Source organism: Planomonospora algeriensis (assembly GCF_977012225.1).
Map to the genome: position 1 here is coordinate 1 of NZ_CDRNDK010001191.1, position 224 is coordinate 224.

At 73.7% G+C, this 224-nt stretch carries 1 pseudogene; it reads right to left on the reverse strand.

Going from position 1 to position 224, the window contains the following annotated elements:
- Nucleotides 1–224 (reverse strand): annotated as a pseudogene (locus tag ACWJ6R_RS38380) (hypothetical protein); the annotation flags it as partial.

Here is a 224-nt window from a genome sequence, read left to right on the forward strand (position 1 = left end):
CCGGCCTCCACCAGGGAGGCGCCCGAGGCGTCGGCCGCCTCGATGAGGATCCGCACGGTCTGCCCGGCGAAGGCCGAGACGTCGGCCTCCGCGGAGCTCCAGGTGCCGTCGCGGTCGGTGGCCGCGCCGAGCTGCTGGAACACCTGGGTCGTCCCGGACGGTCCGACGACCTTCACCCGCAGGTAGTCGGCGCTGGAGGAGTTGGAGCCGTGCGCCAGGTACCA